General features: G+C 41.4%; 27 protein-coding genes and 1 riboswitch. Of the genes, 9 read left to right on the plus strand and 18 right to left on the minus strand.

Going from position 1 to position 24936, the window contains the following annotated elements:
* Window positions 1-20: 20 nt before the first annotated feature.
* Window positions 21-1154, plus strand: coding sequence for a CAP domain-containing protein (locus DFR59_RS06075; protein ID WP_245948391.1), 1134 nt, complete (start codon window positions 21-23; stop codon window positions 1152-1154).
* A gap of 42 nt (window positions 1155-1196) precedes the next feature.
* On the opposite strand, the gene DFR59_RS06080 is transcribed toward DFR59_RS06075, so the two are convergent.
* The 4 genes from DFR59_RS06080 to DFR59_RS06095 form a co-directional block, all read right to left on the minus strand.
* Window positions 1197-1688, minus strand: a complete 492-nt coding sequence (locus DFR59_RS06080) for a DinB family protein (RefSeq protein ID WP_245948392.1) — start codon at window positions 1686-1688, stop codon at window positions 1197-1199.
* A 102-nt stretch (window positions 1689-1790) separates the two neighbouring features.
* Window positions 1791-2393, minus strand: coding sequence for an alpha/beta hydrolase (locus DFR59_RS06085; RefSeq protein WP_114744703.1), 603 nt, complete (start codon window positions 2391-2393; stop codon window positions 1791-1793).
* Window positions 2394-2405: 12 nt separating this feature from the next.
* On the minus strand, window positions 2406-3380 hold the full coding sequence (locus tag DFR59_RS06090; protein ID WP_114744704.1) for a ring-cleaving dioxygenase: 975 nt from the start codon (window positions 3378-3380) through the stop codon (window positions 2406-2408).
* Window positions 3381-3395: 15 nt separating this feature from the next.
* The gene (locus DFR59_RS06095) at window positions 3396-3842 is read right to left on the minus strand and encodes a MarR family winged helix-turn-helix transcriptional regulator (protein ID WP_114744705.1); all 447 of its coding nucleotides are present in this window, start codon (window positions 3840-3842) and stop codon (window positions 3396-3398) included.
* Between the two features lie 186 nt (window positions 3843-4028).
* Between DFR59_RS06095 and DFR59_RS06100 the strand changes: the two genes are divergently transcribed.
* Window positions 4029-4379, plus strand: coding sequence for a winged helix-turn-helix transcriptional regulator (locus DFR59_RS06100; RefSeq protein ID WP_114744706.1), 351 nt, complete (start codon window positions 4029-4031; stop codon window positions 4377-4379).
* A gap of 31 nt (window positions 4380-4410) precedes the next feature.
* On the opposite strand, the gene DFR59_RS06105 is transcribed toward DFR59_RS06100, so the two are convergent.
* Window positions 4411-5028, minus strand: coding sequence for a TetR/AcrR family transcriptional regulator (locus DFR59_RS06105; RefSeq protein WP_158538330.1), 618 nt, complete (start codon window positions 5026-5028; stop codon window positions 4411-4413).
* Between the two features lie 177 nt (window positions 5029-5205).
* Between DFR59_RS06105 and DFR59_RS06110 the strand changes: the two genes are divergently transcribed.
* Window positions 5206-6492, plus strand: coding sequence for an MDR family MFS transporter (locus tag DFR59_RS06110; protein ID WP_114744708.1), 1287 nt, complete (start codon window positions 5206-5208; stop codon window positions 6490-6492).
* Window positions 6493-6552: 60 nt separating this feature from the next.
* Here the strand turns inward: DFR59_RS06110 and DFR59_RS06115 are convergent, their stop codons facing one another.
* Entirely contained in the window at window positions 6553-6990 is a 438-nt protein-coding gene (locus DFR59_RS06115; protein ID WP_114744709.1) for a peptidylprolyl isomerase, read from the minus strand.
* 228 nt (window positions 6991-7218) lie between these two features.
* On the opposite strand from DFR59_RS06115, the gene DFR59_RS06120 reads away from it, so the two are divergent.
* Window positions 7219-8007: a TIGR00266 family protein gene (locus DFR59_RS06120; RefSeq protein ID WP_114744838.1), complete on the plus strand. Its 789-nt coding sequence runs from the start codon at window positions 7219-7221 to the stop codon at window positions 8005-8007.
* Between the two features lie 52 nt (window positions 8008-8059).
* On the opposite strand, the gene DFR59_RS06125 is transcribed toward DFR59_RS06120, so the two are convergent.
* Together DFR59_RS06125 and DFR59_RS06130 are read right to left on the minus strand one after the other, a co-directional pair.
* The gene (locus tag DFR59_RS06125; RefSeq protein ID WP_158538331.1) at window positions 8060-8890 is read right to left on the minus strand and encodes an alpha/beta fold hydrolase; all 831 of its coding nucleotides are present in this window, start codon (window positions 8888-8890) and stop codon (window positions 8060-8062) included.
* A gap of 20 nt (window positions 8891-8910) precedes the next feature.
* Window positions 8911-10449 (minus strand): carboxypeptidase M32, encoded by a 1539-nt coding sequence (locus DFR59_RS06130; RefSeq protein WP_114744711.1) that lies wholly within the window; start codon window positions 10447-10449, stop codon window positions 8911-8913.
* Between the two features lie 176 nt (window positions 10450-10625).
* Here DFR59_RS06130 and DFR59_RS06135 point away from each other — a divergent pair, with 176 nt between their 5' ends.
* Window positions 10626-11012 carry a hypothetical protein gene (locus tag DFR59_RS06135; RefSeq protein ID WP_114744712.1) on the plus strand — a complete coding sequence of 129 codons (387 nt, stop codon included), beginning with the start codon at window positions 10626-10628 and terminating at the stop codon, window positions 11010-11012.
* Between the two features lie 49 nt (window positions 11013-11061).
* On the opposite strand, the gene pepF is transcribed toward DFR59_RS06135, so the two are convergent.
* The gene (gene pepF / locus DFR59_RS06140; protein ID WP_114744713.1) at window positions 11062-12849 is read right to left on the minus strand and encodes an oligoendopeptidase F; all 1788 of its coding nucleotides are present in this window, start codon (window positions 12847-12849) and stop codon (window positions 11062-11064) included.
* Window positions 12850-13053: 204 nt separating this feature from the next.
* On the opposite strand from pepF, the gene tnpA reads away from it, so the two are divergent.
* Window positions 13054-13515: an IS200/IS605 family transposase gene (tnpA, locus tag DFR59_RS06145; RefSeq protein ID WP_114744839.1), complete on the plus strand. Its 462-nt coding sequence runs from the start codon at window positions 13054-13056 to the stop codon at window positions 13513-13515.
* Between the two features lie 262 nt (window positions 13516-13777).
* Here the strand turns inward: tnpA and DFR59_RS06150 are convergent, their stop codons facing one another.
* Window positions 13778-13990, minus strand: coding sequence for a hypothetical protein (locus DFR59_RS06150; protein ID WP_114744714.1), 213 nt, complete (start codon window positions 13988-13990; stop codon window positions 13778-13780).
* Window positions 13991-14162: 172 nt separating this feature from the next.
* On the opposite strand from DFR59_RS06150, the gene DFR59_RS06155 reads away from it, so the two are divergent.
* Window positions 14163-15164: a DUF3231 family protein gene (locus DFR59_RS06155; protein WP_114744715.1), complete on the plus strand. Its 1002-nt coding sequence runs from the start codon at window positions 14163-14165 to the stop codon at window positions 15162-15164.
* Window positions 15165-15206: 42 nt separating this feature from the next.
* On the opposite strand, the gene efeB is transcribed toward DFR59_RS06155, so the two are convergent.
* From efeB to uptA, 5 genes are all read right to left on the minus strand, one after another.
* Window positions 15207-16460: an iron uptake transporter deferrochelatase/peroxidase subunit gene (gene efeB / locus DFR59_RS06160; RefSeq protein ID WP_114744716.1), complete on the minus strand. Its 1254-nt coding sequence runs from the start codon at window positions 16458-16460 to the stop codon at window positions 15207-15209.
* A gap of 16 nt (window positions 16461-16476) precedes the next feature.
* A complete protein-coding gene (gene efeO / locus DFR59_RS06165; protein WP_114744717.1) occupies window positions 16477-17634 on the minus strand; it encodes an iron uptake system protein EfeO in 1158 nt (385 codons plus the stop codon).
* On the minus strand, window positions 17631-19085 hold the full coding sequence (locus tag DFR59_RS06170; protein WP_114744718.1) for an FTR1 family iron permease: 1455 nt from the start codon (window positions 19083-19085) through the stop codon (window positions 17631-17633). The genes efeO and DFR59_RS06170 overlap by 4 nt, the downstream gene beginning before the upstream one ends.
* A 119-nt stretch (window positions 19086-19204) precedes the next feature.
* Window positions 19205-20122 carry a DMT family transporter gene (locus tag DFR59_RS06175; protein WP_114744719.1) on the minus strand — a complete coding sequence of 306 codons (918 nt, stop codon included), beginning with the start codon at window positions 20120-20122 and terminating at the stop codon, window positions 19205-19207.
* Window positions 20123-20342: 220 nt separating this feature from the next.
* On the minus strand, window positions 20343-20933 hold the full coding sequence (gene uptA, locus DFR59_RS06180) for an undecaprenyl phosphate transporter UptA (RefSeq protein ID WP_114744720.1): 591 nt from the start codon (window positions 20931-20933) through the stop codon (window positions 20343-20345).
* Window positions 20934-21145: 212 nt separating this feature from the next.
* Here uptA and DFR59_RS06185 point away from each other — a divergent pair, with 212 nt between their 5' ends.
* Window positions 21146-21352 carry a hypothetical protein gene (locus DFR59_RS06185; protein ID WP_114744721.1) on the plus strand — a complete coding sequence of 69 codons (207 nt, stop codon included), beginning with the start codon at window positions 21146-21148 and terminating at the stop codon, window positions 21350-21352.
* A 78-nt stretch (window positions 21353-21430) separates the two neighbouring features.
* Window positions 21431-21554, plus strand: a riboswitch (SAM riboswitch).
* Window positions 21555-21622: 68 nt separating this feature from the next.
* Window positions 21623-22399: an alpha/beta hydrolase gene (locus DFR59_RS06190; protein ID WP_245948393.1), complete on the plus strand. Its 777-nt coding sequence runs from the start codon at window positions 21623-21625 to the stop codon at window positions 22397-22399.
* A 26-nt stretch (window positions 22400-22425) separates the two neighbouring features.
* Here the strand turns inward: DFR59_RS06190 and DFR59_RS06195 are convergent, their stop codons facing one another.
* From DFR59_RS06195 to DFR59_RS06205, 3 genes are all read right to left on the minus strand, one after another.
* Complete coding sequence (locus DFR59_RS06195) at window positions 22426-22986, minus strand: MFS transporter (RefSeq protein ID WP_114744722.1); 561 nt, start codon at window positions 22984-22986, stop codon at window positions 22426-22428.
* On the minus strand, window positions 22983-24434 hold the full coding sequence (locus tag DFR59_RS06200) for an FAD-binding oxidoreductase (RefSeq protein ID WP_114744723.1): 1452 nt from the start codon (window positions 24432-24434) through the stop codon (window positions 22983-22985). The genes DFR59_RS06195 and DFR59_RS06200 overlap by 4 nt, the downstream gene beginning before the upstream one ends.
* 69 nt (window positions 24435-24503) lie before the next feature.
* Window positions 24504-24914 carry a sporulation protein gene (locus tag DFR59_RS06205; protein WP_114744724.1) on the minus strand — a complete coding sequence of 137 codons (411 nt, stop codon included), beginning with the start codon at window positions 24912-24914 and terminating at the stop codon, window positions 24504-24506.
* Window positions 24915-24936 lie beyond the last annotated feature (22 nt).

Genomic DNA, 24936 nt, shown 5'->3' on the forward strand with positions numbered 1-24936 from the left:
ATAGATTGGAGGTAGATTATTTGCGCAGATTTTTTTCAGCACTTGTAGTAATTGTTGTACTATTTATGACAAAGCCCATGTGGGAAGGCAAGATGGAGCAGCTTCTTCATTCAAAGGAATTAGAGCCGATCACTTCACGTTTCGATGCCATTAAAAATGATCCGGCCACAGCAGAAGCATTGGAAAATGCTAAGGTGCAATGGAAGCAGCTGACGCTTGAAATAAAAGATTTAATGAATGCGGATGTTCAGAATCAGGATACGGCGAAAGCAGAGAAGCCTGATTTAGCAAAACCAGAAAATCAGACATTCTCCGTCTATAATATAGAACTTGGCGATACGAAACAAAATGTGGAACAAACAGTTGGCGCACCTAAGCGCAGCACCGAAAACGAATATGGCACTCATTGGAATGCCTATCATCAAAATTACCAGAATTTCATGATGATATCCTATGATTCTGGCGGAAAAGTAAATGCACTTTATACCGATCAGGACCTTCTTTCATCAAAGACTGGAATCAAAATCGGCAGTCCGAGGGATTCGGTAAGGGAGAAATTAGGGAAGCCGATGTCCGAAATGAGGAAAGGACTCGTATTCTACAAAATTGAATCAAACGGGGAATATGATGTTTACCATATGGATAACAGCTATGTAACCATTTTTTATGATAAACATGAACAGAATACCGTGACTGCTATTCAAATCATCGATCAAAAACTGGAGCAGGACAAAAATCAGTATTATACCACACCAAGCAGCTCACTTGAAAAAGGGTTTGAGTACCAGCTATTCGACCTTACAAATGCTGCAAGGGTGGAACATGGTCTCCCATACTTGACCTGGGATGAACATGTTCAAAAGACAGCACTGAAACATAGTGAAGATATGGCAGAAAATCAATACTTCGACCACACCAATCCAAAGGGGCAGTCCCCATTTGACCGCATGCATGAAGACGATATCTACTTTCTTGCTGCCGGGGAGAACCTTGCCTATGGCCAGAACAGCAGCATCTTCGCACATGAAGGTCTGATGAACTCCCTTGGCCACAGGAAAAACATCCTGCAGAAGGATTTCGAATATCTCGGTGTCGGAGTGGCTTTCGGAGATCAATCCCAGCCATATTACACCGAAAACTTTTATAGCAAATAGTAAAAGACGCAGTCGAATATTCCGGCTGCGTCTTTTCTTAAATTATTTTACTACTAATTTTTGTTTAATCTCTTCTATTTGAAGACGATGTCTTTCTTCATGGTAGCCAATGAAAGGAATCCACTGGTCAAGGCTCATCATGCCAAAGACGGGATGAGGCATCGCTTTCTGCTTTAATTTTTCTTGGTCGGCATTGTTCGCAAAATCCAACAGCATTTCCCTTGAAGACGCTAAATTTTCTTTCATATCATCAAGCGATTTGACCTCTCCTGTCGGCTGGACATGTGATGGCGCATCCACTTTTCTGCTTCGATCGACAGTCAGTTGAATCGGTTTATCTTCCGCTTCCTTCTCCTCCCCGCTTTCCAGCTGCTTCATCATCCCTTTCGTCAGGACTACCTCCATTAAATAAAGATGTTCCAACACTTCCATGATGCTCCAGCTCTCAGGTTCGGGACGTGTATTCAGCTGCTCCTCATCGAGTCCATCTACAGTTTCCCAAATTGCTTCACGTACTTTTATATTATTTTCCAATTCTATACTCTCCTTCACCATCAGATGAATTTAGTATAGACCTTTTTCAAGCGTATTTCATTTGAGAAGGTTTTATTTCAAATTGACTGGAACATGATGATTCTATAAAGATCGAAGCCATTCTTTTGCAGCTTGAACCTCGCCGCCAGTCAGTTGATGACCCTGTTGTTCCCAATGAGTTTTCACATTAGCTCCGGCATCTGTTAAGAACTTTGCCAGTTCTTCCGTTTCTGCTGCCGGGATCAAAGGATCATTCGTTCCTGCCCCGATGAATATAGGTGTTCCCTTCAGATCCGGGAGTTCAATTCCCCTTCTTGGAACCATCGGATGAAAAAGGATGGATCCTTTAAGTGCATCTTTGAAATGAAAATGCAGGCTTCCGGCAATGTTGGCACCGTTGGAGTAGCCAACAGCAATCACATTTTTCCGATCAAATGCATATGTTTTTGAACTTTCATCCAGAAATTCATTCAGCTCTTTTGTACGAAAAATCAAGTCTTCCTCATCGAATACGCCTTCCGACAGACGTCGGAAAAAGCGGGGCATACCATTTTCTGACACGTTCCCTCGGACGCTCAAAATGGAGGATCCCTCAGAAATCATACTTCCAATCGTCAGAAGATCATGCTCTGTTCCTCCTGTCCCATGGAGCAGCAGCAAGACCGGAGCATCAGGATTCGTACCTTGTTTAAATAGATGCTTCACTTGAGATCCCTCCTATTCTGATATTGTATCAAGCGGTTTTAATTTTGCTTCAATACTTTCACGGTGCGGTTCTAAAAATGGCGGCAGTGCCAACGATTCACCTAGATGTTCCAAATCCTCATCTGTTGCAAATCCCGGTCCATCAGTTGCCAGTTCAAATAGAATGCCATTCGGTTCCCTGAAATAAAGGGATTTGAAGTAAAAGCGGTCGACGAAACCAGAGTTAGGGAAACGAGAGCTGCGGATATGTTCAATCCATTTACGGAGCTCCTCTTCATCTTCAACCCGGAATGCTACATGGTGGACCCCGCCTCTGCCTTGTCTTTCATGTGGAAGATCGTTGCGGACTTCGATATGGATTTCAGCGCCGCTTTCGCCTTTTCCTGTCTCAAATACTTGAATATCCATCTGTCCTTCAACTTCAGCAGAATATGATCCTTTAAAACGGAACCCCATAATCTCGGTGAGGACTCCTGCAGTAGGTTCCCCAAAAGGAACGGTCAATTTGACTGGACCCAATCCGCGAATGGCATATTCCATTGGAATCGGGCTTTTCTCCCATGGAGTGCCGCCTTTGACACCATGATCATTTTCATCAGAAACCAACTGGAAGCGCTGGCCCTCAAAATCTCTGAAAGCCAATGTTTGTCGTCCGGCTCTTTCTTTGATTTCTTCTTGTTCCACATTGAACTCTGTAAAACGTTTTTTCCAGTATTCCAATGCAGCGTCATCTGGAACTCTTAAAGAGAGGGAAGAGATGCTGTTATTCCCATCATGATTGCGGGCAGCCATCGGGATTTCGAAAAAGGTCAATTCGGTGCCCGGATTTCCCACTTCATCACCATAAAATAAATGATAGACGGAAGTGTCATCTTGATTGACCGTTTTCTTAATGAGACGAAGCCCCAGTACTTTTGTATAAAATGAAAAATTCTCTCCTGCTTTGGCTGTAATAGCTGAAACGTGGTGAATTCCCTTTAATTCCATCATTAATTCCTCCATTCATCCTTTTTGTATCTTTTTCAGTAAATTTAGCAGCTGTTTTTTCTCATCCCTTGTCAATACATCGAATTGGGCAGCTTGGAACTGTTCCTGACTCGGGACTGCCTGGTTAAAAAGCTCTTGACCCTTTTCTGTAAGAGACAGATATTTTGTTTTCCATTCCTGCTCCCGTTTAATGTAGCCAAGAGATTCCATTTTGCTTAAAAGCTGAGTAATATTTCCTTTTGAAACGAGCAGCTTAGCAGCCAGTTCCTGCTGTGATAATCGATTATGGCTTCCCACCTGGACCAATACATCAAATTGGGCGGTTGTTAAATTCCATTCTTTCAGATGCTGGTTGGATTCTTTAACGCTCTGGTTAAAAACCCTTGATAAACGGAACCATATTAATAACCCCAGGCGTTCTCCTGCTTTTCTGCCTGCTTTATTCTTAAATGGTTTCTCCATTCTGCCACCTCGCTTTCTGATCTTGTTATCAGTTTATAACTAAACTGATGAAGTGTCAACTAGTTAGTGTCCTATTTTATGGTGTCATTTTTGATCCATAGGTACTTTTAAGTAACGTACTGGTGAACTGCGGATGTAAGTGTTATGATGTAACAATCGTACTGTTAAAAAGGAGTGACAGCCTTAATGAAAAAATATAATATACCGGTCGAAGCCGCATTGGAAGTCATTGGCGGTAAGTGGAAGGTCGTCATACTATGCCACTTGATAAAAGGCACAAAAAGGACTAGCGAATTGAAGAAACTGATGCCGGGGATCACACAAAAAATGCTGACACAGCAGCTGCGTGAATTGGAAGACGACGGAGTGATCCATCGCGAAATCTATAATCAGGTTCCTCCAAAGGTTGAATACTCACTGACTGAGTATGGATGGTCCTTAAAAGGCATTTTAGACAGCTTATGTGCTTGGGGCGAGCAGCATATTGAGCGTGTTTACGATGATAAAAATGAAGTCCTGCTCGAGCCAGCGGAATAATGAAGAGATCATCAAAAAAGATGATCTCTTTTTATTTCAGCCCTTCAAATATCAATTCAACTACTTCATTTTTCTTTTCTTCCATCTCCTCAGCAGCAATATAACCATCCGCAAATAAATCCAGCACGCCATTCAGCGCACCCCAATAGAGGTTCACCATCAGCTTTGGATCATATGATTTCAAATGGCCATTTTCAATTGCATTTTCAAATGCTCTTAATAAATAATCATGACTCGGCTGAATATATTTTTCACTGATGCTGTCTTTTTCTGAGGAAAATACTATTTCGAGATCCTTCTCCATTTTGCCATAGAACTTGGATAAAACAGGCTGTTTATACGCCATATCAAGGTAAAACATTGTATAATTTTTCAACCTTTCAAACGGTTCTCCCTCTTTTGTCAGCTGATTGCGGATGAACACACTGGCGGCATCCAAGTAAAGCGAGAACAATTCGCGGTAAAGGTCCATTTTATCCTTATAATAGTAGTAAACGAGCCCTCTTGCGATTCCTGCTTTCTTTGCAATGTCACCGATTTCAGAGGCAAGGAGTCCTTTCTCTACATACACTTCCATGGCAGCCCTCTGAATCTGTCCGATCCGCTCTATCCGTATTTTTTCATTTTGTTCAGAAGTCCTTGGCGACATCGAACCATCCCTCCAAACCAACTCATTATTCCTAAACATACCCAAAATTGACACAAGCGTCAATCCATTCGGAAAATCCCTGGCCTTTAATTGATTGAAATTTCTAAATTTATGAAGTGAGCGAAAATTCAGGTTATGATGAGGATAGTATATTTTGTCAATTAGGTTGGTGAAGAAATGAACTCGTTTAAAAATTTAAGAGGGCTTGACCGAAATGTCTGGATCCGCTTTGCGGGAGAAGCCATGAACGGCATTGCCTTTATGATGCTGATGCCTTTCCTCGCTCTCTATTTAAAAGATAAAATCGATTCTTTATGGCTTGTAGGAGTTGTTATGGCAGTTGGTCCCGTAACTTCTGTTGTCGGAACGATGCTTGGCGGAAGGCTTGCGGATCAATATGGGCGCAAACCCGTCATGATTGCTTCAATGGCAGGGAATGGGTTTGTCATGCTGGGATTTATCTATTTTGACAGTTTTATCGCATTTGTCATCCTTTCTGCTTTCATGGGATTTTTAAATTCATTATTCCATCCTGCTGCATCAGCCATGGTAGCAGATGTCACGCCGCCTGAGCAGCGGACTGAAGCATTTGGTCTATTAAGGCTTGGACACAATATAGGCGCTGCAACAGGACCATTGATTGGGGCATCGATCATTCTCGTTTCAAAATCAATCATCTTTTTCATTACAGCTTCATCCGTTTTTCTCTATGCCATAATCGTCGCTGTCTGGATTCATGAAAGTCTGCCGTCGTCACAATCCCAGCAATCAGGAAAAACAAAGCAAGGGGGCAAAAAAGATTCCTTGCCTTCCCCTTTTAAAGTACTTTTGGATGACAAACTGCTTTTGGCCTTCATTCTGACCGGGATTGTCATTTCCATGAGTTTCTCCCAGACAGAGGGGATGCTTCCACTTCATTTCGATCTGGAACTAAAGCACCTGACAGAATCACAAAATCCGTTCCCTTACTTAATGGCAATGAATGGTTTACTCGTTGTCCTGTTCCAGCTGCCGATTGCATCATGGGCAGGCAAGAAGAAAATTGGATCTGTCATGCTTTCCGGCACCATATTTTTTGGACTTGGAATGGTTGCACTTGCATGGCTGCCAAGATACTTTTATCAACATCATTCCAGTTTTTCCGTGATATTGATTGTGCTTCTAATCGTTTATGCGGTGTATACCCTTGGAGAGATGCTGATGTCTCCGGTTCAAATGACTTTCATTTCCAATATTGCACCTGAACATTTAAGAGGAACCTATATGGGGGCATCAGGACTTCAATGGATCCTGGGCGGCGCCATAGGACCGTTGATATCTGGATATTTGCTGGATCACTCCTTGGGGAATGCACTGTTTACAGGACTTGGAATCGGCTGCATCATTGCGGGAATCATTTATCTTGCAATCGACCGCATGTCAGGCGAAAGAAATCAGGAAACAGCAAATTCTAAGTTAGCATAAAAACCCGGGAACAAAAAAAACGCTTGTGGACTCAATTGTCCCAAGCGTTTTTTGATGTCATTAAGCTTCGAATACTTCAACTTTCTCCATAACGTCTCCATTTTTCATGGCTTTTACGATATCCATGCCTGAAGTAACTTGGCCGAATACAGTATGCACGCCATTCAAGTGAGGCTGTGGTTCATGAACGATGAAGAATTGGCTTCCGCCAGTGTTTTTCCCTGCATGCGCCATGGAAAAAGCACCTTCCGTATGTGTATGAGGGTTGCCTTCTGTTTCGCATTTGATTGTGTAGCCTGGGCCGCCTGTACCATTTCCGTTAGGATCTCCTCCTTGGCTGACAAATCCAGGGATGACGCGGTGGAAAGTCAATCCATTATAGAAGCCTTCGTTCGCTAATTTTTCAAAGTTTTCAACTGTTCCTGGAGCTTCATTCGGGAAAAGATCAAATTCGATTTTTCCGCCGTTTTCCATTAATATGTATCCTTTTTTCGCCATTATTAACATCTCCTTTAATAAAATCAATAATCAGCCTCTATCATACCATGTTTTTCAACGAACGGAAAATGCTATGATCCTCCCCCTTAACACAGTGAGTCTGTTTATTCCCTTCACCATCTAATTGTGTGTATTTTTTGCAAACGACAAATATTCCTATTGGAGATATTCTTCCAATCTAATACAATAAGCTTATAAAGGTACATAATTTCAGGAGGCGGTATGGACATGAACAATCATGAAATAGATTACAAAATCTACGGGGATGATATGCAGTTTGTCGAGGTGGAGCTGGATCCAAAGGAAACGGTCGTTGCCGAAGCAGGAAGTTTGATGATGATGGAAGATGATATCCAGATGGAAACGATCTTTGGAGACGGTTCCTCTGCAGACGGCGGCGGCTTTGTCGGAAAGCTCTTCAATGCCGGAAAACGCGTACTGACGGGTGAAAGTCTTTTTATGACGGCTTTTACCAATCAAGGATATGTCAAAAGAAGAGTTTCCTTTGCTTCTCCTTATCCTGGGAAGATCATTCCACTTGATTTAAGCCGGCACGGGAAAATTATCTGCCAAAAAGATGCGTTCCTTGCAGCAGCAAAAGGCGTTTCAGTCGGTATTGAATTCCAGCGCAAATTGGGGACAGGATTCTTCGGTGGCGAAGGATTCATCATGCAAAAGCTCGAAGGGGACGGAATGGCATTCATCCATGCAGGCGGGACGCTCCATCAAAAAAACCTGCAGCCTGGCGAAACCCTTCGTGTGGATACAGGGTGTCTGGTCGCTATGACGAGCGGAGTGGACTACAATATCGAATTCGTGAAAGGTGTCAAAACCGCTTTATTCGGCGGAGAAGGATTATTCTTTGCCACATTAAGAGGACCGGGGATCGTTTGGGTACAATCCCTACCATTCAGCCGATTGGCAAGCCGCGTGTTTTCCGCAATGCCTTCAAGGGGTGGAGCTAAAGACGAAGGAAGCGTTGCGAAAGGATTATTCGATCTCTTTAACGGCGATTGATTTCCGACAAATACACCAATACAAAAACAGGCTGGGGGCTCCAGCCTGTTTTTCATTGGAAGAATTCACTTATGTGATGCATCACTTCCACCGGTTTTTCTACTACAGTCCAATGCCCGCACTCAGGAATGACCTTAAGTTCAGCGTGAGGAAGATCTTTTAGAAGAAGCTCTTCAAGCTCCTTAGGTGAAATGATATCGGATTCTCCCTGTAAAATAAGGATGGGAATATGGCTGATATGAGACAGTTTCCCCCTCAAATCGTAGTTCTCACGAATTTCCTTCCCCATCTCTTCATTTACTGAAGCATTGCTGAATGTGTCTGCTTTCCACGCAGCAGCCTCAGGGGAATGAACATAATAAGGATCAAGGACTGCAAAGATTTCTTTCAGCTCTGCCTCTCCCTTTTCAAACTTCGCAGAAAGCAATTCCAACAGATTTTTGTCTTCATCTTTCAACCGATCATTCAAGTTTCTTTCAAACACACCAAAACCCTCATATGAAGTGCCGACAGCAGCTGTCAACACTAACTTCTCAACATTTTCAGGATACTTGGCTGCATATAAAAGAGCGAGCATGGACCCCCACGATTCGCCTACAATATTCAACTGATCTATTTTCAGTTCTTTTCTAAGGGTTTCCAATGCTTCTACTTCCTGCATCATCGTAAATGATGCCCCGCTTGGAGCAACGGATTTCCCGCATCCTCTTTGATCATAAAATATCAATTCGAACGCTTCTGAGAGCGGCGCCATATGAGGGAGAAAGAAACGGTGCTCCCCTCCCGGACCTCCATGAAGGAAAAGAATAGGTTTCCCTTTCCCAATGCGCCGAACAAAAATTTTATCTTCGTTTATCCGGTGATAAAACGCTGATTCTCTCACAGAACAGTTATCCATTATTATCACACTGCATTGAGTTTATAGACTCTTGAATATTTTTCTTCCAGATAGTTCATTAAATAAGAGGCATTGAGTTCCTCTCCAGTGGCTTTAACAATCAGTTCATTTGGGGTAAAGAGTTTTCCATATTGATGGATGCGCTCTCTGAGCCATTCCCTGATAAAAGAAAGTTCTCCTTTTTCGATGAAACTTTCCAATTCCGGATGTTCTTTTTTCAAAGTATAGTAGATTTGGGCTGCATAAAGGTTTCCAAGGGAATAGGAAGGAAAATACCCGAATCCGCCGAAAGACCAATGCACATCCTGAAGAACCCCAAGGCTATCGTTAGGAGGCGTAATCCCCAAATACTCATTCATTTTTTCATTCCATACTTTCGGAAGATCTTTCACTTCGATGCTTCCATCAAACAATCCTTTTTCAATTTCATAACGAACCATGATATGGAGATTATAAGTCAGTTCATCAGCCTCCACACGAATAAAAGACGGTGCGACTTGATTGATGCCACGGCAAAATGCATCAAGTTCTACATCCTTCAGCTGCTCCGGAAAATGTTCTTGGAGCTTTGGATAAAAATGATTCCAGAACGAGCTGCTTCTTCCGATAAAATTCTCGTAGAAACGGGATTGAGATTCATGAATGCCAAATGAAGCTCCTTCACGGAGGACAGTTCCTTCATAGTCAGGATTGATTCCTTGCTCATACATCCCGTGTCCGGATTCATGGATCGTTCCGAAAATAGCCGTTCTCATATTGTTAAGACGATATCTGGTGGTCAACCGGACATCTCCTGTATTGATGGGCTGTGCAAATGGATGCGCTGATTCATCCAGACGCCCAGCTGCCATATCGAACCCTAGCTTCGGAACAATGAAGGAATTGAATTCTTTTTGTTTTTCAATCTCATAATCTGCTTCCAGGAAATCTACTGCCGGTTCTGCACCTTTTCGCTTCAGGCGATCAAGAAGTGCCACACTCCTCGTACGAAGCTCTGCAAAAAGCGGGTCCAGCTTCTCTACAGTCAATCCCGGTTCATAATCTTCCAGCAGTGCATTATATGGATGGCCTTCATATCCATATAGTTCAATGAATTTCTTTGTATAAGAAACGATTTTTCCCAGCGTTTCTTCAAAAATAGAAAAATCACTTTTTTCCCTCGCTTCTTCCCAGACGGCATTAGCCCTCGATACCAGGATGGAGTACTCTTTATACATCGCTTCAGGAATTTTCGCTAATTTTCGTGAATGTGCTTTCCTTTCCCTTACTGCTGCAGCCATTTCAAGTTCCAGCTCTGCAGAATTCTCATCGAGCGAAAGATATTCCAATAACTCTGTCATTTCATCAGATATAGCTAATTTAAATGTTTCCGTTGAGAGAGTTCCGATCGCCGAAGCAAAAATAGACGCGCTCTTTTTCGGTGCCTTTGTTTTTTGATCCCAAGATACCAAGCTTAAAATGTCATTTAAGTGGCAAATCTTTTCATCCAGTTCCTTAAAACGGATGATAGCCTCTTTTACATTGCTAATGGTTGTTGTCTTCATCCCAAATCCCCCTTTTTCCATAAACCGACTATACAGTTTATTTAATTTAATCACATTAAATGACTTTTTTCAATATAGTTTCAAAAATATTCAAACTATTAATCCGTTAAAGACTGCCGAATAATCCAATCAATTTTGATAGATGGTGAATATTCTATCAGCAAGGAGGTGATTATATGTCTTGCAAAAAACATTGCATGGGGCCGCTTGGCTGGGTTGACACCTGTCCGCCGCGTCCTGAACGTGACAGACTCAAAACACTGACTTTTGAAAACTGTGCACCTTTTGCTGGTTCATCCAATACACAGGCAAATATCATTTTTGATGTAGAAGGCAATGATATCCCTGTTGTTCTTGCTGGAACCATTGAAAACTTCAGCGACGATGGAATCAACGTTATTTTTGAACGGACTTCAGGAAATGTTACAAGGACCATTCTTGCCCATTCATCTTTATCTTTCATCTATGATGATATTACGAGAGTTTCTGTTTTCGGATTTGGACAAGAATATTCAGGCTCATTCAAGTTCCAGGCGACATATACGATTCCATTGAATGACTGATTACTTCTACAAAAACACCCTATCCGAAACTGGATAGGGTGTTTTCTCCTTACAATGCAGCGAGTTCTTCAACTAATTCTTTGAATATGCTCAGCGCATTGTCTATAGGGTCAGGCTTTGTCAAATCGACTCCTGCCCCTTTCAACAATTCAAGCGGATAGTCGGAGCTTCCGCTTTTCAAGAATTGAAGATAGTTCTTCAGCGAATCCTCATCACCTGAAAGCAGCCTGTCGGCTATATCGATAGCTGAAGCGTAGCCTGTTGCGTATTTATATACATAAAATGGACGATAGAAGTGAGGGATTCTTGACCACCCGTATTTGATCTCTTCATCAAATACAACATCATCTCCCTGGTACTCCCGATAAATGGATTCGTATACTTCATTAAAGACATCGGCATTGAGCGGCTCTCCACTTTCGCATTTCTCATGGATCACTTTTTCGAATTCAGAGAACATGACCTGTGTAAAGAAAGTGCCTTTAAATCCATCAATGAAATGATTCAATAGATGTTTTTTCATTTGATCGTCTTCTTCATGCTTCAACAAGTAGCGGATAAGAAGGATCTCATTTACTGTTGATGCCACCTCAGCAACGAAAATGGAATAGCCTGCACTGATCTGCGGCTGGTAGTTGGAACTATAGTAGGAATGCATTGCGTGGCCGCATTCGTGGGCAAGGGTAAACAAACTGTCCAGGTCATCATGGTGATTCAATAAAACAAATGGATGTACTCCATATAGACCCAGATTATAAGCCCCTGATCGTTTTCCAGGCGTCTCCCTCACATCGAGATAGCGCTTCTCCCTGAATCCTGCAAGCGTCTGAACATACTCTTCTCCTAACGGCTCCAAAGCTTTTAGCATAATATCGTAAGCATCATCAAACGAAATTTCTTTTCTTGCCCCGGATACAAGCGGAACACTGAGGTCATAGGCTCTCAGTTCATCGAGTCCCAGCTTTTCTTTTCGATGCTTGTTATAAGAAATCATGGAATCCAGATTATGTTTGGTTGATTGAATGAGATTTTCATAAACTTCCTTCGGGACGTTATCACCAAACAGAGCTTTTTCGAGTGCAGAAGGATAGTTTCTCATTTTTGACAACAGGACGTTGTTTTTGACTGCAGCAGCCAAAGTGGACGCAATGGTGTTTTTGGATGACACATAGGGCTTATAGTACGCATGATAAGCTTCCTTACGCTTTTCACGGTCTTCATCCTCAATGAGCTTAGAGTACATCCCCCTTGTTAACTCCACCTTCTCCCCATCATCCCCGGTCACTTCGCCGAAACGTATATCTGCATTGTTTATCATGCCAAAAATATTTTTAGGGGCAGCAAGCGCCTCGCCCATTTGGGAAAGCACTTCCTCTTTTTCCTTGCTTAGCACATGCTGTTTATATCTAAAAGATTCCAAAAGGTCCTCTTTAAAGTAATCGAGGCCTTCGACTTCCTGAAAATATCCCATTAAAGTCTTTTCTTCCAAGCTCAATAAAAACGGCATGAAAAACGAGGTTGCTCCGCTTACCTTCTGACCAAGCTGGGATGCACGATCAAGCAGTGAATGGGCCGCTGAATTCCTTGTATCAAGGTCCACCCCCAGCATCGCATACACATACACTTTCCTGTAATGGTACCCCAACTCTTCACCCAGCTTTAAGTATTCGTAAAGTGAGGATCCGTCATGGATATTCCCATCAAACTCCTTTAGCCGGTCAGCCATCTTCAGTACCAAATCATAATCTTCTTCCCAAGCATCCTGATTTGGAAAAATGTCTGTTAAATCCCATTTTTCTGAATCCGGCACTTCTTCTCTGGATTTGAAATGTTTCATCAATTTGCCCCCTTGTATGTATTGGAAGAACGGCCATTCAGCCGGGCTTCCTTTTATTTAATGCTTTTGAAAACCCCTGGCTATGCCGGGGGTTCCGGTAAGCTTATAGCGTGGTATTAAAAAAAACCTCACTTCATGGTAGGATAAAGTTGGTTTCCCGACCACTTTACCTCACCATAGAAGGAGGAATGCCCTTTGAAGGACATGAATAGTTTAGCACATACAACATGGAATTGTAAGTATCACATAGTGTTTGCCCCCAAGTACAGAAGGCAGATCATTTATGGGAAATATAAAAAGAGTATCGGACAAATTATAAGAGAATTATGTGAGCGTAAAGGTGTGATCATTCATGAAGCAAATGCATGTCCAGATCACATACATATGTTAGTCAGTATCCCGCCAAAATTAGGTGTATCTGACTTCATGGGTTATTTAAAAGGCAAAAGTAGTCTTATGATATTTGATAGACATGCAAACTTAAAATATCGATATGGGAACCGGAAATTCTGGTGTCGGGGTTTCTATGTCGATACAGTGGGCAGAAATAAGAAACAAATACAAGAATATATTAGGAATCAGCTAAGAGAAGACTATATGGCTGATCAATTAACATTGTTCGAGGAATTTGACCCATTTACGGGAGAAAAAAATCGGAAGAAGTAAAGTAATTCTTTAGAATTTGTGAGGGAATGTGGTGCAAAAGGGAAACCTTTTCGGAGGGCCTTTTAGGCCGAGGCCGGTAATAGAGGCTTTCAGCCGCAGAGCAAACCACCAGTTCACACTGGTGGTTTTGATTGAACAGTGCTTCTTTCCAGTTTAGCTGATATCATCCAAAATCAAAAAGGATATGACCTTGATTGATAAATAGATATGCATCTTTGGGAGCGATTACGACATCTCAGCTATATCCCATGATTTTGATACATTAAATCCAAGAACGTCTTTTTCTGCATCCATTTGCGTTTGCATCTTGTGCGGATTCAACATTATCTGCTGCATTATTTGTCCGGTTTCGGCATCCGCTGCCATGGTCATCGTTCGCATTTTGGATGATGACTCGCTCTGCTCGGATAAGGACTTGATCGGCGTCGACATTAAGGATGCGATTGTTGTTATTATTGTTATTGTTATTTGACATGAATATCCCCCCTTTTCCAATAGATGGTCCTATTATATGCATGGAAAAATTAATAGAGTGGACTAATAGATTAACTCTACTTCATTGTTTTCAAAATCAAGTAGAAATCAGGATATTTTTCCTTCTTCATGGAAAATATAAGGAAAATAATTGAAGATGAGGGAATTAAATTATGAAACGAGTGGACGCTTTAACAAGCCCTGAAATAACCGGGCTATGGCAGACATATATGCAGAACAGCGCGATGCTGTGTTTCTTGGAATATTTCCAGCACCATATGGAGGATGAAGAAATCATGCCTGTTCTAAAAGGCGCCGTTTCCTTCTCCAAAAAATGCCTGGATGAAATAAAAGAGATATTCAATTCAGAAAAATTTCCCATACCAAAAGGATTTTCCAGGAAAGACGTCGATTTTGAAGCTCCGCGTCTTTATAATGATCTTTTTGCGTTAAGCTTTATTTACCGCATGCACCAAATGGCTGTCTCCTTTTATGGAACGACGTTGACAAAAGTAGCGCGAAACGACATTGTCACCCTTTTTGCCGGATATCTTTCTGATTCCACAAATCTGTATCTAGAAGCATTGAATCTCATGCTTTCAAAAGGAATCTATGACCGTCCGCCGAAAATGCCTTATCCAGATGAATCTGAGATGATGCCTGAGCAGCCTTCTGCCATCGAGACATTAATTGGGGAAAAAAGGGCACTGAATGCAGCAGAACTCGGTGAGATTTTTTACATCATCGAACGTAATTATATTGGTTTGATCCTTTTGACAGGTTTTATCCAAGTGATGAAAGATGCCGAATTAAAAAGGTATTTCCTAAAAGGGAAGAAGCTTGCTGAAAAGCAAATCGAAATATTCAATGATATTTTGAAAAAAGAAGAAGAAATAGGCAATATCCCAGTCAGTATGGAAGTAACAGGTTCTACTATATCTCCTTTTTCTGACAAGCTTATGACCTTCACTATATCAACCACCACATCAACAGGAATCTTCCTTATAGGGTATGCCTTATCCATCAGTTTCCGAAAAGATCTGGCAGTACATTATTCTTTACTGATGGCTGAAATCATGAAATTTGGCAGCGATGGCCTCAAACTGATGACAAAAAGAGGTTGGCTTGAACAGCTTCCACAAGGGATCAATCGGAAACGGCTAATGAGGGAATAACGGATAAAAGAAAGAGCTGCGGCATTAATCCGCAGCTCTTCTTTAAAATATTGAACCTTCCAAAATGCCCTGTGCCATATATTGCCCTTTTTTAATGCCTCCTGGACACGCAAACAGAGCACTCCCTATATGCTTCGTGTACTCGTTCAGTTTATCTTTCTGACTCATCAATTTCAGCATCGGAATGAATTGCTTATCAGGGTTCTGCTGGAAGCTGATAAAGAACAGGCCTGCATTGATGGAACCAGTCTTCTGATCGATGCCATCTGTATAGGAATAACCTCTCCTGAAGATTTCCTGTTTCATACTTTTGGCGAGCCGGACATGAGAATTGGCAGGAAGCTTCTCAGCATTGACTTCCTGGTGCTCCTTGACATTCCCATATGCTGCACCGCTGTCTTTTTTTCTGCCAAATGTATCTTCTTGATCCTTCAATGAAGAACGATCCCACACTTCAAGAAACATTTTGATTTTGCGAATGGCCATATAAGTACCGCCGATCATCCAGGAGGGTTCGCTTGAATCTGCCCAGATGATTTTCTGATGGCCGGATTTATCCTTCACAGATCGATTTGCCGTTCCGTCTTTAAATCCAAAAAGATTCCTGCCTGTCTTTCCTGTCGGTGCACTCAGGAAGCCGCCCTGTATCCATTTCACTTCAGCTGTCCCTATGGCATTCTTGATAAAGTTCCGGATGGCATGAAACGCGGTCTGTTGTATATCTGCACAGACTTGGATGCATATATCGCCTCCTGTATAGGCCTCATCCAAAGCTTCCCCTGGCATTTTCGGGATATCTCTCAGGTATTTGGGCTTTCTTGAAGCAACTCCAAATCGGTCCTTCCCGTCTTTTCTAAAAAAAGTACTCCCTAATCCATAGGTGATGGTTAGGTTGGCTGTCGATAAATCCTCTGCCTCTCCCGTATCTTTGGGAGGAAGCCAATCATTCGAAAATCCGCTTCCGATTTCTTGGCCTACTGTCATCGCCGCAGCTATTTCGGTCCATTTCTTGAATAGTTTTATTACCTGCTGGCGATCATCCGTCAACAAGTTGAACGATGCTGTATAGGAATAAGACTGCTGAGGGGTGATGATCCCCGCCTGATGTGCCCCATAAAAAGGAACGGTTTGTTTTTTGTCATCATTTTCAGCTGGACTCACGAATAATTTATCTGCAATTGCCGTAATGGTCCCTAGGCCGCTGGCGCCAACCGCGATGCCTGCACCTGCAAGAGCAGACATCTTGAGCATTTCCCGCCTCGAGTATTTTGTTGGTTTTGCAGTCGTGTTAGGCATGCTCTATTCCTCCAATTTATTGAAAAACTTCAGCGGATTGGGCCATCATTTCAGAAAGTACATTCAATTGCTGGCTCAATTCGCGTATTTGATCTTTTGTCAAGTCAGTATATGATACGTAGTGATCACCTTTTCGATATTGTCCAAGTTTGTCTTCCAATTTGGTAAATTCATTATCCAGCTTTCCTGCCAAATCGCTGCTGCTAGCTGTCAGTGCAGGTAAAATGGCATGATAAACAGCTTTAGATCCTTCAACATTAGCAGCAAGGTCCACTAGATCGATATGGGAATAGCGTTCTTCTTCCCCGGTGACTTTTGAAATGGCCGCTTCATTCAAAAGCTCCATCGCTCCCGCAACGACTTGTGTAGGCTCGAGATCAACTTTGCTGATTTGATCATTCAATTCCTTCACATCTTTATCCAATTGGTCGGCATATTTGTCCATGCCCTCTAGTGAACCTTCTTCCCAGATTGCTTTTTCAAGCAGATGGAAGCCGCTCCATTCAGCAGGATCCACATCGCCTTCCCGAGCGTCGATTTTAGGGTCTAAATCACCAAAGCTTTCAGCGATCGGTTCGATTCTTTCATAATAAACCCGAGCGTCGGCATAGGATCCTTTCGCTTTTTTCAAGTCTTTTGCTTTTACATCCTGCGTGAATTGATTCGTGGATTCTACGAGCTTTTGTGTTTGTTTGTTTACATAGTTTTTATAATCTTCCACTGCTTTTGATAATGCATCAGATGTCTTTAATGCCGTTTCCTTGGCATTATTTAAACGATCAAGCGCATCTTTCAAAGCGCCTGTATTGGATTTGATCTCATCCACATCCATTTTATCTTTTGATGCTTCTAGATAAATGGGCTGCAAGTATTTTTCTACATCGGTATAGAGAAGCGGATATTTTTCACGCACTTCATTTTCAAAGCTTAGCCATTGATCATTCATCGCTTCCGCCTGTTTTTTGACTGATTTTGCATCTTGACTCGATAATGCTTTTTCTAATTGAGTCAATTTTTTCTGCAGTGATTCTACGTTTTTATTAATGGAGCTGTCATTTGTCTCTTTCACAGAAACCTCTTCTTTCTTATTTGAATCTTCGCACCCTGCTAATGCCGGAACAGCCAAAAGGCTGACACAGAGGACGGATGAAAGGGTCTTTAGTTTAAAGTTCATGCTGAAATCTCCTTTTTCTCTTTGATTGATTTTATTAAAGGCAAACTGATTGCAGCTGCCAATATGATGAACTGTGGAATGGTACTGATCCATGATGGATAGATTCCAAAAATATCACTTGAAATCAAGTAATCTTCCGATCTTGCAGGAATCAAACCTGAAAGCTGCAGGCTGTGGATTCCCGAGCCCATAAATTTCAGACACATATATAGAACGATAAGGCTTGATACGATGAAGAAAGGCTTCAGTGGAAGTCTGGCACCAAGTTTCAACATGACAAACCCAATGATTGACAGCAGTAAAAATCCAACTGCAATCCCGGCCACTAATTGTGTATAAGGCATTTTGTCAGCCATTCCTATCAAAAATATGACTGTCTCAGAACCTTCTCTTAAAATAGCTAAATAGGAAATAAAGAAAAAGGCTGCTTTTTTCCCTTTGCCCAATGCTTGGTTAGTCTTGCCTTTAATGTATTGATTCCACTTTTTTATATTGCTGTTTCGATGAAGCCAATAGCTTACATAAAGGAGCATCACACTTGCCAGAAGACCGGAAATTCCATTGATAAGGAAGTTGTTTTTCCCGAATGTGATGGAATTTAAAAGGACGCTGACCAGAACGCCGAACAGGATGCTTGTGCAAAGTCCAGCTATCGTTCCTGTCCAGATCCATCCAGATTCTCTTTTCGCACTCGTTTTCTTGGTGATGGAAAGCAAAGCCCCAATGACCAATAAAGCTTCAAGTCCTTCACGGAGTGGAATTAAAGCAGCATCCAGCCAGCCATAGGAATGTTCTGTCAATGGCTGAAGGTCAGTAATCATCTGATTGACTAATTCAGTCGCTTTCTCGGGGTTTCCGTTTTCTATGTATTCTTTTATTAGAAGCAGCCTTTTTTCAGATCGGTTATAGACTGATTTTGATTGGCTTACAACATCACCTTCAACACTCAGCCATTTTCCCTGAAGTGAAACAGCTTTTATGTTTGCTTGATCCAAATTGCCGGATGTTATTTTGTTTTCAGTTTCCTTCAGAAGCAAAATATAATTTGATAGACTCATACTTTTCGGTTTTGCAGATGGCGGCTGCAATGAACCGCTTTGATAATCTGCCAGGATAGTATTCAATTCTCTTGCATTTCCAGCTGCCTTCTTAGCGTCATCATTCAAAAATGACAGAGAAAGTGCTGCAATGGAGGATTGAATCTTCGTATAGGCATAAAGTGAGTCATTCTTGATTGAAGTCTTTTGAGGCGTCCACTCATTCTTCAATTGCAAAAATGCCTCGTCTGCTCTCTCCATTTCTCCTTTTTCAGCCAGTTGGACGATTGATTTTGTATATGTTTGAAGTTTATTGACATTTTCTGCTCCATTTGCCCCCGCTGTAAAAGGAATGGCTCCAAATATGCTTAATGTAATCAATATAATAAGACTTATTCTTACTAGGGCTTTCATCGAAACACCCTTTCTTTTTATTGATAATAATTATCATTCCCATTTGAATTATAAGTTAAATGATAACCGTTTTCAATAGCTATTGAGAATAATTTTCAACAACACAAAAAAAACCGTATTTAAACGGTTTTCCTTAAAGGTACAGCACGATCTTTTCTTCTCTTTTTTGTTTTTTCACTTACCACAAATACAGCCGAGAGAATCAACAATATCCCTGCAATCTGCCACAGACTTAAAGTTTCATGATAAATGATGATTCCTGCCAATGTTGCGACAACAGGCTCAATGGTAGCCACGATGGACGCCCTGCTCGCCTCCACAATTTCCAGCCCTTTTGTATAAAGGATGTAGGAAAAAACAGTAGATAATAACCCTAATCCCAGTACATTCACCCACACTGCTCCATTTAAGAAAAGATTGGTTTTATCCCACAATCCGCTTACCGGGATCATGAATACCGCCGCAAAAATAAACGTATATGCTGTAACTGTCATTGAGGAATATTTAGCTAAAGCATATTTACCAAACACACTATATAAGGCATACCCCAAACCCGAACCAATGCCGGCAAGGAACCCCATGATCGTCATGGATGCATGAAAAGAAGGGAAAATTCCCGCCACCAGCATACAGCCAGTCAATGTGAAAACGAGGGCAGTTCCTTTTCTCCAATTGACTTTTTCTTTAAACAGGAATGCCGAAAACAATGTGACAAAAGCCGGTGCCGTATATAAAAGAATGGATGCCACTGACAACCCCAGCTCACCGATGGAATAGAAAAGACAAAGATTAAAAAATACGATGCTTAATATACCGGTGCCGATAAAATATTTCGAGTCCCGCCATTGGATCTTCGGAATTCTTTTATTTTTTATCAAAGCATATAAAAGTAAAAAAACAGAGGCAAATGAGACGCGGATCGCCACTACTTCCATTGGATTGAACCCAAATGCATATAGGCTGTGCACAAATATCCCGATAATCCCCCAAAGCGCAGCTCCTAAAAGGATATACGCATATGCTTTACCACTAGACAAAACCTATCTCCCCTTTTATAAAAGGCTCTTTTCTAAAGTTTGCTGCTTGCCGCTAAAACAGTATAACTTTTGCAAACTATGCAAAAAAATTAGCTGTAAAAGAGCCTGGATACTATATTTCAAAGCGTCCAACAGCGAATCTCGCGTTAAAATCGGCATTAAGATTTTAACAACAGAGTAACGAAAGCTGCCTTATAAAAATAACCGGCACCTTGGCCGGTTATTTTTTCTTCTTATATTCCTTAATAACAAAATAAATAATCCCGATCACTAATGCCACAATGATTGAAGGCAATATGTATGGATGCGCTTTTTCCTTGATTTCCATCCAATTCTTACCTAGGGCCATTCCTAAATAAAGAAAGAAGATAGTCCACGGGATGATGGCCGCAACCGTATACAAAGTGAACTTTTTCAATGACATCTTAGCAATGCCGGCTGGGATAGATATCGCATGTCGAACGACAGGGATAAAACGAGCCGTAAATATGACGCCCGGGCCATATTTTTTAAACCAGTTTTCAGCCACATCAATATGATGCTTGTTAATCAATAGAAACTTCCCGTATTTTTCAAGGAAAGGACGCCCGCCATATGATCCAAGCCAATAAAGGAATACCTGGGCGATGGTTCCGCCAATAGTTCCTGCTACGACTGCACCTGCAAAGTTTATCTTTCCAAGGGAAATCAAGTATCCCCCGTATCCCAAAACGAATTCACTTGGGATGACTTCAATCATCAGTCCTAATGCAATACCAAAATAACCTAGATCCGACAGCCCGTTTAAGACTGTAAAAATAAAATCCTTCATGGTTTCCCCTTTACATGGTTTGTCTATCAAATTCTTATGCAAATATAAACGTATTATACTAAAGAAATCAGGACAACTTCAATCTATTCATTATTCTATCATATTTTAAAATTTCACAGATTGAAATTCTTCAATTAACCAGCCAGTGCCCCTTTACATTCTTTTACAATCCCATTATCATCAAATCAGGTGTAAAAAAAGGAGTGGTTAAAATGGCAAAAAGCAATGCAAAAAAGCAGCGAGAAAACCTAGTGCGGGAAGGAAGAAATAATCCAGAAGACTTCCGGGGTGTATATGCACTGACAGATATGAGAACGAGAAAAACGAAAACGAAAAAAGATATTATGAATAAAATGAAGTACAACAAACGGTTTTCCTATGACCAAGATGGGGATAACCGTTTTTTTATTGCTCTTTAACTTATAAACCACGCCTATTTCAATAAAATCCTATTGACTTACTCGGAATTATCACTTACAATAACTTCAATCAAATATAATTTATCCAGAGTGGACGAGAGCACTGGCTCAATGACTTCACAGCAACCTGCAAAACGATTGGCAGCATTGCCTTTCAGCAAGGTGCTCCTTCCAGCAAAGCATTTGCTTTGGGTGATAAAGCTCGGTTTCAGCCTTCTTGCCCATTAGAGCAGGAAGGTTTTTTATATTACCGAAAAGGACGGATGATAAATGATACAAGTGACCTATCCAATTATTGAAGGTGCCGAAGAGTTCTTTTTCAGGGGGAGCGAAACAGGGATCCTCATTTGCCACGGGTTCGTCGGTACTCCACAAAGTGTTCGCCAAATCGCAGAAAAGATCCATAAAAGCACAGGCTGCACCATCTTTGCTCCAAGGCTGAAGGGTCATGGAACCTGCGAGACTGATTTATCCCTTTGCAGCCATCAAGACTGGTTTGAAAATTTAGTACAAAGCTATCACCACCTAAAAAAATATTGCAGCAGGATCTATGTGATCGGACAATCAATGGGTGGTACTCTTGCTCTCAAACTTGCAAGTTCGGGGTATGACATAGCCGGCATCATAACAATTAATGCTGCCGTTCAAATACCCGGATACGACTGTTACAGGGAAGCGGGTTGTTCAGGCTTCATACAAGAAGGCAGTCCGGATATCAATCAGCCAATTGAAGACGAAATTACTTATTCCAGAGTCCCGCTGTCGGCTGTACAAGAACTCCTTCAATTGATAGATTCCACTAAGGAGCGCCTGAGAAAAGTCATTTGTCCTGCCCTGCTGATCAAATCAATCCATGACCATGTTGTTCCTCATGAAGCCACAGATCTTATTTATCATTCCATTTCATCATTAAATAAATCGATAATCACTCTTGAAAAGTCTTTTCATGTGGCCACAATGGATTGTGAGTTGAAAAAAATAATCGCATCCATTAAACGGTTTATTTCTGACACTGAAAAAAATCTTTCCATTGAAAGAATAAGCTGAGGCCAATTGGGTCCCAGCTTATCTTTTCACATGATATCCTCCACCGTTTCCGATGAAAGTGCGACGTTCATTTTTGCCAGAGTCATCCCGCTGATAAAATAAAAGACAGACCCCAAATAAAAAATAATGGTAATGGTAAAATAATCAATCAACACGCCGCAGGCCATGACCGCCGCGGCAGCATATAGGGAGGTCCAGAAATGATAGTGCCCGATAGTCCTTCCCCTGTTCTCCTGCCCTGTCAATCCAGCCAGGAGTGTTTTTTCGCATGTTTTCTGAATCGATCCAAGCCCACCTAATACAAACTGGAATACATATACCTGCCATAAATGATGGATTTCCGGGATTAACAGAAATAAGAATGCCATTCCGAAAGAATAGAAATAAAGCAGACTTTTTCCTCCAATTTTATCGGCTGCCGTCCCTACCCCTTTATGAAAGAGAGCAGAGCTTAAAGTAAATACACCATAGGCGATTCCGAAACTTGAGAAGTTCGACCCGATATTATGGATGAAAAGCAAGTAAAAAGGAAACGTAATGCTTGAAGCCATCAAGGCCATGCTTTGGGATGCGATGAACCATCTCATTTTCCATACACCTCATAAAATTCATTCATGAATCTCTCTTTGGGATCCAACTCCCTTTTTTTCATAAAGAACTCCTCCGTTCTTGGATAAGCTTCCTTCATCTGACTTTTTGTTGGATAGGAATAATAGGGGAGATAATAGCTGCCGTTATGTTTCAGTACAACATCAATCATTTTCCGAATGATTCTGCCAGTCTCTTTTTTTCCACTTTCCGATTTTTTCTGATTGATTAATAGAACGAGTGCGAACATATCATTTTTCGCATAGGACAAAACAGCATCTTGATTTTGGTGAGTATATCTAATGGTGATGTTCATCAAATCAAGATCCTCCCCTTTCAACGACTTCTTGAGGTCATCTATGAACAAGGTAAATTCATCGACAGGGATAAAGTATTCTTGTAGTATGTCGGTATCATCGCTGTCCTCATATTCCAGGAATTTTGATTCAGAACGCATGGCATTATTCCTTGAAACATAATCCCCATCTATCGTGCTGAAATATTTTTTCTGGGATTCCCAAAACAACTTTTTCCCCCAATCGAAATCTCTTGATAGACCAAGCATGAACTTCGTGATAAATGTCCCTTCTTCTCCTTTTAAGGCTTGGTAGTCACCCAGTTTGGATTGTTGGTTTGCCAGTACGTAATCTTCGGAATACATATCCTTCAGGAATCCATCTCCCGGAGCGGTCGAGATCCTTGCTAAATGCATTCGGACATCCGGCTGCTCGAGTACATGCTCCTTAAAAAATGTTGGATATTCATTGTAATCCATGGCGGAAATGCGGTATGTATACAACTCATCTTCTGTCAGCTGCAGCTCCGCATCCAAAATGACTCCAAACAGCCCATACCCTCCTAATACAAGAGGAAAATACTCGGCATTCTGTTCACGTGAAACACGAATGATTTTCCCCTCTGAAGTCAAAAGATCGAAGTAATTCACCGTATCAATCAAAGAGCCATAACGGATATCCCTGCCATGTGCATTTACAGAAAGAGATCCTCCGATTGTAAATATATTCTGAGACTGCATTACTTTCACTGACAATCCGTATGGGTTGACTGCTTTTTGCACATCATCCCATGTCGCACCGCTTTCAACCAGAACGGTCTTTTTTGACGGATCTACTTTAAGGATCTTATTATGGGTCTGCATATCCAGCACAACAGCATCTTTGTAGAAGGTATGCCCCCCTTGGCTGTGCCTCTTTCCGGCTATGGATATCTTTTGCCCTGTTTTGTTGGCTTCTTTCATAATATCAATCAATTCGTCTACTTCTTTCCCTTTTACTACTTTTTTAACTTTCATCGGCATTAAGCGGCTGACATCCATTACCGTGTTTTTCGGAAGATGTTCATCATCCTTTAAAGAAAAATGAAAAAAAGCAAAAGCATAAAAAATCAGAAGTAGTGTAAGAATGGATATTTTCCACTTCGTTTTCATTAAATCCTCCTATTAAAAAGCCTTTTAGTGTAATTTTACACTAAAGGGCTAATAATACAACAAAATATTTTAATTTTTTTGGATAATTATTGTATCTTCATCAAATGGATCTACTGCATTAGGAATTCTGACAGTCGTTCGCAGAACCGTTTCACTTTCCTCTCCAGAAACAGGATGGTCATTTGAAATCATTAATGTAAAAGGGATGCGCTTCGTTTCATTCGCTTTAACCATTTCGATTGACTCTATGGTTTTTTCATGAATATCCTTTTCATGCTGCGTGAAATCACTTTCCTCTTTCACCGCCTCATAGCGATATACCAGTCGAAGGTCGATCCCTTCTACCTTCTGGTCACACCGTCCTCCATAAATAACGACTTCCCCTTCAATTTTTCCGGGTCTGGAGATTTTCGGTTCATGAACGATCGTATCGACTTTCATGCTCCCGATTCCGACACTCGATAAAAACTCCTTCCACATAGAAACACCCTTTCCTATAGCA

It is taken from the genome of Falsibacillus pallidus (genome assembly GCF_003350505.1).
GTDB lineage: Bacteria > Bacillota > Bacilli > Bacillales > DSM-25281 > Falsibacillus > Falsibacillus pallidus.

Bases quoted from the DNA above. Each gene is read 5' to 3' on its own strand.
- DFR59_RS06185 (WP_114744721.1), top strand. From the start codon at position 21,146: ATGGCAAAAAGCAATGCAAAAAAGCAGCGAGAAAACCTAGTGCGGGAA.
- DFR59_RS06115 (WP_114744709.1), bottom strand. From the start codon at position 6,990: ATGGCGAAAAAAGGATACATATTAATGGAAAACGGCGGAAAAATCGAA.
- DFR59_RS06130 (WP_114744711.1), bottom strand. From the start codon at position 10,449: ATGAAGACAACAACCATTAGCAATGTAAAAGAGGCTATCATCCGTTTT.
- DFR59_RS06135 (WP_114744712.1), top strand. From the start codon at position 10,626: ATGTCTTGCAAAAAACATTGCATGGGGCCGCTTGGCTGGGTTGACACC.
- DFR59_RS06090 (WP_114744704.1), bottom strand. From the start codon at position 3,380: ATGGAATTAAAGGGAATTCACCACGTTTCAGCTATTACAGCCAAAGCA.
- efeB (WP_114744716.1), bottom strand. From the start codon at position 16,460: ATGCCTAACACGACTGCAAAACCAACAAAATACTCGAGGCGGGAAATG.
- DFR59_RS06200 (WP_114744723.1), bottom strand. From the start codon at position 24,434: ATGAAAACGAAGTGGAAAATATCCATTCTTACACTACTTCTGATTTTT.
- DFR59_RS06155 (WP_114744715.1), top strand. From the start codon at position 14,163: ATGAAACGAGTGGACGCTTTAACAAGCCCTGAAATAACCGGGCTATGG.
- DFR59_RS06100 (WP_114744706.1), top strand. From the start codon at position 4,029: ATGAAAAAATATAATATACCGGTCGAAGCCGCATTGGAAGTCATTGGC.
- pepF (WP_114744713.1), bottom strand. From the start codon at position 12,849: ATGAAACATTTCAAATCCAGAGAAGAAGTGCCGGATTCAGAAAAATGG.
- DFR59_RS06095 (WP_114744705.1), bottom strand. From the start codon at position 3,842: ATGGAGAAACCATTTAAGAATAAAGCAGGCAGAAAAGCAGGAGAACGC.
- DFR59_RS06190 (WP_245948393.1), top strand. From the start codon at position 21,623: ATGATACAAGTGACCTATCCAATTATTGAAGGTGCCGAAGAGTTCTTT.
- DFR59_RS06110 (WP_114744708.1), top strand. From the start codon at position 5,206: ATGAACTCGTTTAAAAATTTAAGAGGGCTTGACCGAAATGTCTGGATC.
- DFR59_RS06195 (WP_114744722.1), bottom strand. From the start codon at position 22,986: ATGAGATGGTTCATCGCATCCCAAAGCATGGCCTTGATGGCTTCAAGC.
- DFR59_RS06150 (WP_114744714.1), bottom strand. From the start codon at position 13,990: ATGTCAAATAACAATAACAATAATAACAACAATCGCATCCTTAATGTC.
- tnpA (WP_114744839.1), top strand. From the start codon at position 13,054: ATGAATAGTTTAGCACATACAACATGGAATTGTAAGTATCACATAGTG.
- uptA (WP_114744720.1), bottom strand. From the start codon at position 20,933: ATGAAGGATTTTATTTTTACAGTCTTAAACGGGCTGTCGGATCTAGGT.
- efeO (WP_114744717.1), bottom strand. From the start codon at position 17,634: ATGAACTTTAAACTAAAGACCCTTTCATCCGTCCTCTGTGTCAGCCTT.
- DFR59_RS06105 (WP_158538330.1), bottom strand. From the start codon at position 5,028: ATGTCGCCAAGGACTTCTGAACAAAATGAAAAAATACGGATAGAGCGG.
- DFR59_RS06120 (WP_114744838.1), top strand. From the start codon at position 7,219: ATGAACAATCATGAAATAGATTACAAAATCTACGGGGATGATATGCAG.
- DFR59_RS06205 (WP_114744724.1), bottom strand. From the start codon at position 24,914: ATGTGGAAGGAGTTTTTATCGAGTGTCGGAATCGGGAGCATGAAAGTC.
- DFR59_RS06170 (WP_114744718.1), bottom strand. From the start codon at position 19,085: ATGAAAGCCCTAGTAAGAATAAGTCTTATTATATTGATTACATTAAGC.